This window comes from Silvania sp., assembly GCF_051656365.1.
Classification (GTDB): domain Bacteria; phylum Pseudomonadota; class Gammaproteobacteria; order Enterobacterales; family Enterobacteriaceae; genus Enterobacter; species Enterobacter hatchlandensis.
Window position 1 is genome coordinate 84244 of record NZ_JBOGBT010000045.1, and the last position, 8189, is coordinate 92432.

Annotated in this window: 6 protein-coding genes, 3 tRNA genes and 1 other RNA gene; 9 read left to right on the forward strand and 1 reads right to left on the reverse strand. The window is 54.4% G+C overall.

Annotated elements, in window-relative coordinates:
* Positions 1–63 precede the first annotated feature (63 nt).
* The 7 genes from ACRDD5_RS09945 (at position 64) to dppF (ending at position 6671) form a co-directional block, all read left to right on the forward strand.
* Positions 64–140, forward strand: a tRNA-Pro gene (locus ACRDD5_RS09945).
* A gap of 33 nt (positions 141–173) precedes the next feature.
* A non-coding RNA gene (locus ACRDD5_RS09950) (RtT sRNA) lies at positions 174–305 on the forward strand.
* Positions 306–952: 647 nt separating this feature from the next.
* Entirely contained in the window at positions 953–2560 is a 1608-nt protein-coding gene (gene dppA / locus ACRDD5_RS09955) for a dipeptide ABC transporter periplasmic-binding protein DppA (protein ID WP_271282906.1), read from the forward strand.
* 175 nt (positions 2561–2735) lie between these two features.
* Positions 2736–3755 carry a dipeptide ABC transporter permease DppB gene (gene dppB / locus ACRDD5_RS09960; protein ID WP_271282905.1) on the forward strand — a complete coding sequence of 340 codons (1020 nt, stop codon included), beginning with the start codon at positions 2736–2738 and terminating at the stop codon, positions 3753–3755.
* 9 nt (positions 3756–3764) lie between these two features.
* Positions 3765–4667, forward strand: a complete 903-nt coding sequence (dppC, locus tag ACRDD5_RS09965) for a dipeptide ABC transporter permease DppC (RefSeq protein WP_271282904.1) — start codon at positions 3765–3767, stop codon at positions 4665–4667.
* Between the two features lie 10 nt (positions 4668–4677).
* A complete protein-coding gene (gene dppD / locus ACRDD5_RS09970) occupies positions 4678–5661 on the forward strand; it encodes a dipeptide ABC transporter ATP-binding protein (RefSeq protein ID WP_438676659.1) in 984 nt (327 codons plus the stop codon).
* A complete protein-coding gene (gene dppF / locus ACRDD5_RS09975; RefSeq protein WP_271282902.1) occupies positions 5658–6671 on the forward strand; it encodes a dipeptide ABC transporter ATP-binding subunit DppF in 1014 nt (337 codons plus the stop codon). The genes dppD and dppF overlap by 4 nt, the downstream gene beginning before the upstream one ends.
* A gap of 51 nt (positions 6672–6722) precedes the next feature.
* Here the strand turns inward: dppF and coaA are convergent, their stop codons facing one another.
* Positions 6723–7673, reverse strand: coding sequence for a type I pantothenate kinase (gene coaA, locus ACRDD5_RS09980; RefSeq protein ID WP_271282901.1), 951 nt, complete (start codon positions 7671–7673; stop codon positions 6723–6725).
* Between the two features lie 333 nt (positions 7674–8006).
* Between coaA and ACRDD5_RS09985 the strand changes: the two genes are divergently transcribed.
* Both ACRDD5_RS09985 and ACRDD5_RS09990 read left to right on the forward strand, forming a co-directional pair.
* Positions 8007–8082 (forward strand) — tRNA-Thr (locus tag ACRDD5_RS09985).
* Between the two features lie 8 nt (positions 8083–8090).
* Positions 8091–8175 (forward strand) — tRNA-Tyr (locus tag ACRDD5_RS09990).
* Positions 8176–8189 lie beyond the last annotated feature (14 nt).

Here is an 8189-nt window from a genome sequence, read left to right on the forward strand (position 1 = left end):
ATGGCTTTTTTAAAATAAGGGATTGACGGGCGCATACCCCAGCAGTAAGATGCGCTCCGCATTCGGCGAGTAGCGCAGCTTGGTAGCGCAACTGGTTTGGGACCAGTGGGTCGGAGGTTCGAATCCTCTCTCGCCGACCACATTCGAAACCCTGCTCACAGAGCAGGGTTTTTTGCATCTGAAGTTCATGAGGATGAGAATCTCCGGGGAAGGAGGTTCGACCCGAGCGAAGCGAGGGAACGTTGCTTTAGCAACGGCCCGCAGGGCGAGCCACGAAGTGGCGAGTCATCCTCTCTCGCCGACCACATTTAAAAAAGGGCTAACCGTAAGGTTGGCCCTTTTTGCATTTGTCGTCCACAGAAACACCCTGCTTCAACGGTTCATTTTTCACATAACGCTACAAAATACGCCCTACCTCTCGTTCCCCCTGCCTGTTAACGTTTTTGTGACATATTCCATTGTATTTTTTTATATATAGATTGATTTTTTCTGGCGTTACTTATAGATAACCCCAGCATTTTCCCCTGTGCGTTTTAACGTTCACGGCATTAAGTGCGCAGATAATCGCCATTCTGCAAGAAAATTTAAGTCGGTTGAATAAATGTTAATCACTGGTTGTAGCAGATTGTGTAGAGAGTTGTGCTGCATCATGGCGGGTAGCATAAATTTCCCTGCTGAAAATAGCCCCCGCAAGTTTTTTTAATCTTTGTTTACGAATTCTCACACCTGGCGTAAATCCCCGTCACCTGTATTGACGTTTTCACATTCTGTTGACAGATTGTAGGGCACGAGGGGCACTTCAGGGAGGATCTGCGCTGCAACTCAGTCGCTCTTCTGAACGGAATCTCCATCCCTTATAACGCCTTAGGGCAGCACCGACCGGACCGGGTAAAAAACAAATTAAAGGTCAGGCGGAGTAACACAACAAACATCACAATGGAGCCGAATAATAATGAGTATTTCCTTGAAGAAGTCAGGGATGCTGAAGCTTGGTCTGAGCCTGGTGGCAATGACTGTGGCTGCGGGCGTACAGGCAAAAACCCTGGTCTACTGTTCTGAAGGCTCGCCGGAAGGCTTTAACCCACAGCTCTTTACCTCTGGTACAACGTACGACGCTAGCTCCGTACCTATCTATAACCGTCTGGTTGAATTCAAAATCGGTACCACGGAAGTGATTCCGGGTCTGGCGGAGAAGTGGGAAGTCAGCGAAGACGGTAAAACCTATACCTTCCACCTGCGTCAGGGCGTGAAGTGGCAGGACAGCAAAGATTTCAAACCTACGCGTGAGCTGAATGCCGACGACGTGGTGTTCTCCTTCGACCGTCAGAAAAATGCCCAGAACCCGTACCACAAAGTCTCTGGCGGCAGCTATGAGTACTTCGAAGGGATGGGCCTGCCTGATCTGATCAGCGAAGTGAAAAAAGTGGACGATAAAACCGTTCAGTTCGTGCTGAGCCGTCCGGAAGCGCCATTCCTGGCTGACCTGGCCATGGACTTCGCCTCTATTCTGTCTAAAGAATACGCGGACAACATGCTGAAAGCCGGTACGCCGGAGAAAGTGGATCTGAACCCAATCGGTACCGGTCCATTCCAGCTGCAGCAGTACCAGAAAGACTCCCGTATTCTGTACAAAGCGTTCGAAGGTTACTGGGGCACCAAGCCACAGATCGACCGCCTGGTCTTCTCCATCACGCCTGACGCATCTGTGCGTTACGCCAAGCTGCAGAAGAACGAGTGCCAGGTGATGCCGTACCCGAACCCGGCAGACATCGCGCGTATGAAGCAGGACAAAAACATCACCCTGCACGAGCAGGCTGGCCTGAACGTCGGCTACCTCTCTTTCAACACCGAGAAGAAACCGTTTGATGATGTGAAAGTGCGTCAGGCGCTGACCTACGCGGTGAACAAAGACGCGATCATCAAAGCGGTTTATCAGGGCGCGGGCGTTGCAGCGAAAAACCTGATCCCACCAACAATGTGGGGCTATAACGACGACGTGAAGGATTACACCTACGACGTCGAGAAAGCGAAAGCACTGCTGAAAGAAGCCGGTCAGGATAAAGGCTTTACCGTTGAGCTGTGGGCGATGCCAGTACAGCGTCCGTACAACCCGAACGCTCGCCGTATGGCTGAGATGGTTCAGGCTGACTGGGCTAAAATCGGCGTTCAGGCCAAGATCGTCACTTACGAGTGGGGCGAGTACCTGAAGCGTGCTAAAGCAGGTGAACACCAGGCTGTAATGATGGGCTGGACCGGGGACAATGGGGATCCGGACAACTTCTTCGCCACCCTGTTCAGCTGTGATGCAGCAAAACAAGGTTCTAACTACTCTCGCTGGTGCTACAAGCCGTTTGAAGATCTGATTCAGCCGGCACGTGCGACCGACGACCACAACAAGCGTATCGAACTGTACAAACAGGCTCAGGTTGTGATGCATGACCAGGCGCCAGCGCTGATCGTGGCTCACTCCACCGTGTACGAGCCAGTGCGTAAAGAAGTTAAAGGCTACGTGGTTGATCCACTGGGCAAACACCACTTCGAAAACGTATCAATTGAATAATTAAAAGTAACGCCAGGCGGCGCTGCGTTTGCATTGGCCTACAAACCGTAGGCCGGGTAAGCGTAGCGTCACCCGGCAGCAGTGCTTTATCCCCTTTGAGTTCTGTGGGGATAAGATTTGTGAGCAATAAAGACGTCATGCCAGCAGGCATGCGTCATTAGAGAGAATCCGGGTTATGTTGCAGTTCATCCTCCGACGTCTGGGGTTAGTTATCCCCACGTTTATCGGTATCACCCTTCTCACCTTTGCCTTCGTCCATATGATCCCCGGCGACCCGGTAATGATTATGGCAGGTGAGCGTGGAATTTCGCCTGAGCGTCATGCACAACTGTTGGCCGAGTTGGGTCTGGATAAGCCCATGTGGCAACAGTATCTCCACTATATCTGGGGCGTGCTGCATGGTGATTTGGGTATTTCGCTGAAAAGCCGTCTTCCGGTGTGGGAAGAGTTCGTGCCGCGCTTTAAAGCGACGCTTGAACTCGGTGTCTGCGCCATGATGTTTGCCGTCGCCGTTGGTATTCCGGTGGGCGTGCTGGCTGCGGTAAAACGCGGCTCAATCTTTGACCACACTGCTGTGGGTCTGGCCCTGACCGGCTACTCCATGCCTATCTTCTGGTGGGGCATGATGCTGATTATGCTGGTGTCGGTGCAATGGAACCTGACGCCGGTCTCCGGGCGCGTCAGCGACATGGTGTTCCTGGATGATTCGAATCCGCTGACCGGCTTTATGCTAATCGACACGGCTATCTGGGGCGAAGAGGGCAACTTTATTGACGCGCTGGCGCATATGATTTTGCCTGCCATGGTGCTGGGTACGATCCCGCTGGCGGTGATTGTGCGTATGACCCGCTCGTCGATGCTGGAAGTACTGGGTGAGGATTACATCCGTACCGCCCGCGCCAAAGGGTTGACCCGTATGCGCGTGATCATCGTGCATGCGCTGCGTAACGCCATGCTGCCGGTTGTGACCGTTATCGGTTTGCAGGTGGGTACGTTGCTGGCGGGTGCGATCCTGACGGAAACCATCTTCTCCTGGCCGGGGCTGGGCCGCTGGCTGATTGACGCATTGCAACGCCGTGATTACCCGGTAGTGCAGGGCGGTGTACTGCTGGTGGCGACGATGATTATTCTCGTCAACCTGCTGGTCGATTTGCTGTACGGCGTGGTGAACCCGCGTATTCGTCATAAGAAGTAAGGGGCCATCATGTCACAAGTTTCTGGAAATAAAGTGGTCGCTGCACCGGTGCCAATGACGCCGCTGCAGGAGTTCTGGCACTACTTCAAACGTAATAAAGGCGCGGTTGTCGGTCTGGTGTATGTCACCATCATGATCATCATCGCGGTATTTGCGAACTTTCTTGCACCCTATAACCCGGCGGATCAGTTCCGCGACATGCTGCTGGCGCCGCCGGCCTGGCAGGAGGGTGGGACCTTTGCTCATCTTCTGGGTACCGACGATGTGGGCCGCGATGTGCTGTCCCGTCTGATGTACGGTGCGCGTCTGTCGCTGCTGGTCGGTTGTCTGGTGGTGGTGCTCTCGCTGATTCTGGGCGTGGTTCTCGGGCTGGTCGCAGGCTACTTCGGGGGCCTGGTCGACAACATCATCATGCGTGTCGTCGACATCATGCTGGCGCTGCCCAGCCTGCTGCTTGCGCTGGTACTGGTGGCGGTCTTCGGTCCGTCTATCGGCAACGCTGCATTGGCCCTGACGTTCGTGGCACTCCCCCACTATGTGCGCTTAACCCGCGCGGCGGTGCTGGTGGAAGTGCATCGCGACTATGTCACTGCGTCCCGCGTGGCGGGAGCTGGCGCACTGCGTCAGATGTTCGTCAATATTCTTCCAAACTGCCTTGCGCCCCTGATTGTTCAGGCATCGCTCGGCTTCTCTAACGCCATTCTCGATATGGCTGCTCTTGGCTTCCTTGGCATGGGTGCGCAACCGCCAACACCGGAGTGGGGCACGATGCTCGCCGACGTGTTGCAGTTCGCGCAAAGCGCATGGTGGGTCGTGACCTTCCCGGGTCTGGCGATCCTGCTGACGGTGCTGGCATTTAACCTGATGGGTGATGGTCTGCGTGATGCACTTGATCCCAAACTGAAGCAGTAAGAGGCACGAGATGGCGTTATTAAATGTAGATAAATTATCGGTGCACTTCGGTGACGTTGGCTCCGAGTTTCGCGCCGTAGATCGTGTTAGCTACAGCGTAAATCAGGGTGAAGTGGTGGGCATCGTCGGTGAATCCGGTTCCGGTAAATCGGTGAGCTCGCTGGCGATCATGGGATTGATTGATTATCCCGGGCGCGTAATGGCGGAAAGCCTTGAGTTTAACGGTCAGGATCTGAAGCGCATTTCGGAAAAAGAGCGCCGCCAGCTGGTGGGCGCCGAAGTGGCGATGATTTTCCAGGACCCGATGACCAGTCTTAACCCATGCTACACCGTCGGTTTCCAGATTATGGAAGCCATCAAGGTGCATCAGGGCGGTAACAAGAAAACCCGACGTCAGCGGGCGATTGACCTGCTGACCCAGGTCGGGATCCCCGATCCGGGCTCACGTCTGGATGTTTATCCGCACCAGCTTTCCGGTGGGATGAGCCAGCGCGTGATGATCGCGATGGCGATTGCCTGTCGTCCAAAGCTGCTGATCGCCGATGAACCGACGACCGCGCTGGACGTGACCATTCAGGCGCAGATCATTGAGCTGCTGCTGGAGCTGCAGCAGAAAGAGAACATGGCGCTGATCCTGATCACCCATGACCTGGCGTTGGTGGCCGAAGCGGCGCATAAAATTATCGTGATGTATGCAGGGCAGGTGGTCGAAACCGGCAAGGCGACGGATATCTTCCGCGCGCCGCGCCACCCGTATACTCAGGCTCTGCTGCGCGCATTGCCGGAATTTGCCCAGGACAAGGCGCGTCTGGCTTCGCTGCCGGGCGTGGTGCCGGGCAAGTATGACCGTCCAATGGGCTGTCTGCTGAACCCGCGCTGTCCGTATGCGACCGACAAATGCCGTACCGATGAGCCAGAGCTGTATACCCTCAACGACGGCCGTCAGTCAAAATGCCACTACCCACTCGATGACGCCGGGAGGCCTACACTATGAGTAAGCAAGAGGCCACCCTGCAGCAGCCACTGCTTCAGGCGATCGATCTGAAAAAACACTACCCGGTGAAGAAGGGGCTGTTTGCACCTGAACGTCTGGTGAAAGCGCTAGACGGTGTCTCCTTTACCCTGGAGCGCGGGAAGACGCTGGCGGTAGTAGGGGAGTCCGGCTGTGGGAAGTCCACGCTGGGTCGTCTGTTGACCATGATTGAAATCCCGACCGGGGGCGAGCTGTACTATCAGGGGCAGGATCTGCTCAAGCACGATCCCAACGCGCAGAAGCTGCGTCGGCAGAAAATCCAGATTGTGTTCCAGAACCCGTACGGTTCTCTGAACCCGCGTAAGAAAGTGGGACAGATTCTGGAAGAGCCGCTGCAGATTAATACCGAGTTGAGCAAAGAGCAGCGGCGCGAGAAAGCACTGGCGATGATGGCGAAGGTGGGGCTCAAGACCGAGCACTACGATCGCTATCCGCATATGTTCTCTGGCGGCCAGCGTCAGCGTATTGCTATCGCCCGCGGTCTGATGCTCGATCCGGACGTGGTGATTGCCGATGAACCGGTTTCTGCACTCGACGTTTCCGTACGTGCGCAGGTACTGAACCTGATGATGGATCTGCAGCAGGATTTAGGCCTGTCGTATGTCTTCATCTCTCACGACCTGTCCGTGGTGGAGCACATTGCCGATGAAGTGATGGTGATGTATCTGGGACGCTGCGTGGAGAAGGGGACAAAAGATCAGATCTTTAATAACCCGCGCCATCCTTATACTCAGGCATTACTCTCTGCCACCCCGCGTCTGAACCCGGATGAACGTCGTGAGCGTATTAAACTGACCGGTGAACTGCCAAGCCCGCTCAATCCACCGCCGGGATGTGCATTCAATGCCCGCTGCCGTCGTCGCTTTGGGCCGTGCACGCAGCTGCAGCCGCAGTTAAAAGACTACGGTGGACAGCTGGTGGCCTGCTTTGCCGTCGATCAGGATGAGAACGGCGAAAAGCCTCAGGTGTAAGCAATAAAAAAACCGGCGATAATCGCCGGTTTTTTGATGTCTGCTTAACCCCTATTTCCGCAGGCGGATCTGGTCGACAGCGTGCTTCTCACTCTTGGTAAGGATCAGGCTGGCGCGTTCACGCGTCGGGAGGATGTTCTCTTTCAGGTTCACGTAGTTGATCTCATTCCACAGCGACGTTGCCACGTTAACGGCTTCTTCTTCCGAGAGCTGAGCGTAGTTATGGAAGTAGGAGTCAGGATCCGTAAAGGCCCCTTCGCGGAACTTAAGGAAACGATTGATATACCAGTTTTGCAGCAGGTCTTCTGGCGCATCGACATAAATAGAGAAATCGACAAAGTCAGAAACGAACACATGATGCGGGTCATGTGGATAATCCATCCCGCTCTGCAGGACATTTAATCCTTCCAGAATCAGAATATCGGGCTGCACCACCGTTTTATCCCCGTCCGGGATGCGATCATAAATCAGGTGCGAATAGACCGGCGCGGTTACATTCGGTGCGCCAGATTTCAGATCCGAGACGAATTTCACCAGACGGTGCATATCGTAAGAGAGCGGGAAGCCCTTCTTCTTCATCAGGCCGCGTTCTTTTAATACTTCATTTGGGTGCAGGAAGCCGTCGGTGGTGATTAACTCCACGCTGCGGTGTTCCGGCCAGCGGCTCAGCAGCGCCTGGAGCACGCGCGCGGTGGTACTTTTGCCCACGGCTACGCTGCCGGCAATGCTGATGATATAAGGAATGCGCTGCCCGTTGGTTCCGAGGAACTGCTCCAGTACGGCCTGACGGCGAAGGTTGGAGCTTATATAGAAATTCAGCAAACGCGATAAAGGCAGGTATATTTCTGCCACTTCTTCCAGCGACAGGTCTTCGTTTATCCCTTTTAACCGTGCGATTTCGCCTTCTGTCAGGGTCATCGGCACGGAATCACGCAGAGCAGCCCACTGGCTGCGGCTAAACTGGAGATAAGGCGTCATTAACGTTTGCTCTTTTTTGCTCATCAGCATGCTTCAGTGAGCCATCACTTCCCACAGTAGAGGCTAGCCATGCGGGGTATGGCACATCTAGTAGTTAATTTTGGACAATGCGCAGGAGGGTAACATCAGATGAGAGGAATAATAAGAAAAAAAGTCGCTAACTGATGCGTAACGCAGGAATCCTCCCGCCCACGGTTTAGGCCCTTTTCAGGGGGTAAATGACGGATATTTGTCCGCTTCTGCCTGGAATTACAGCGTTTACCCCTCTCTTCGCATAAAATATGAGCGAACGCACGATTTATGCGAATTTTTAGTTGCATGAATCTGCGGGTCTCCCTAAAATGCGCGCTACTTGATGCCGACTTAGCTCAGTAGGTAGAGCAACTGACTTGTAATCAGTAGGTCACCAGTTCGATTCCGGTAGTCGGCACCATCAAGTCCGGTGGGGTTCCCGAGCGGCCAAAGGGAGCAGACTGTAAATCTGCCGTCACAGACTTCGAAGGTTCGAATCCTTCCCCCACCACCACTTTCTGGCAGCGT

Bases quoted from the DNA above. Each gene is read 5' to 3' on its own strand.
- dppA (WP_271282906.1), top strand. From the start codon at position 953: ATGAGTATTTCCTTGAAGAAGTCAGGGATGCTGAAGCTTGGTCTGAGC.
- dppB (WP_271282905.1), top strand. From the start codon at position 2,736: ATGTTGCAGTTCATCCTCCGACGTCTGGGGTTAGTTATCCCCACGTTT.
- dppC (WP_271282904.1), top strand. From the start codon at position 3,765: ATGTCACAAGTTTCTGGAAATAAAGTGGTCGCTGCACCGGTGCCAATG.
- dppD (WP_438676659.1), top strand. From the start codon at position 4,678: ATGGCGTTATTAAATGTAGATAAATTATCGGTGCACTTCGGTGACGTT.
- dppF (WP_271282902.1), top strand. From the start codon at position 5,658: ATGAGTAAGCAAGAGGCCACCCTGCAGCAGCCACTGCTTCAGGCGATC.
- coaA (WP_271282901.1), bottom strand. From the start codon at position 7,673: ATGAGCAAAAAAGAGCAAACGTTAATGACGCCTTATCTCCAGTTTAGC.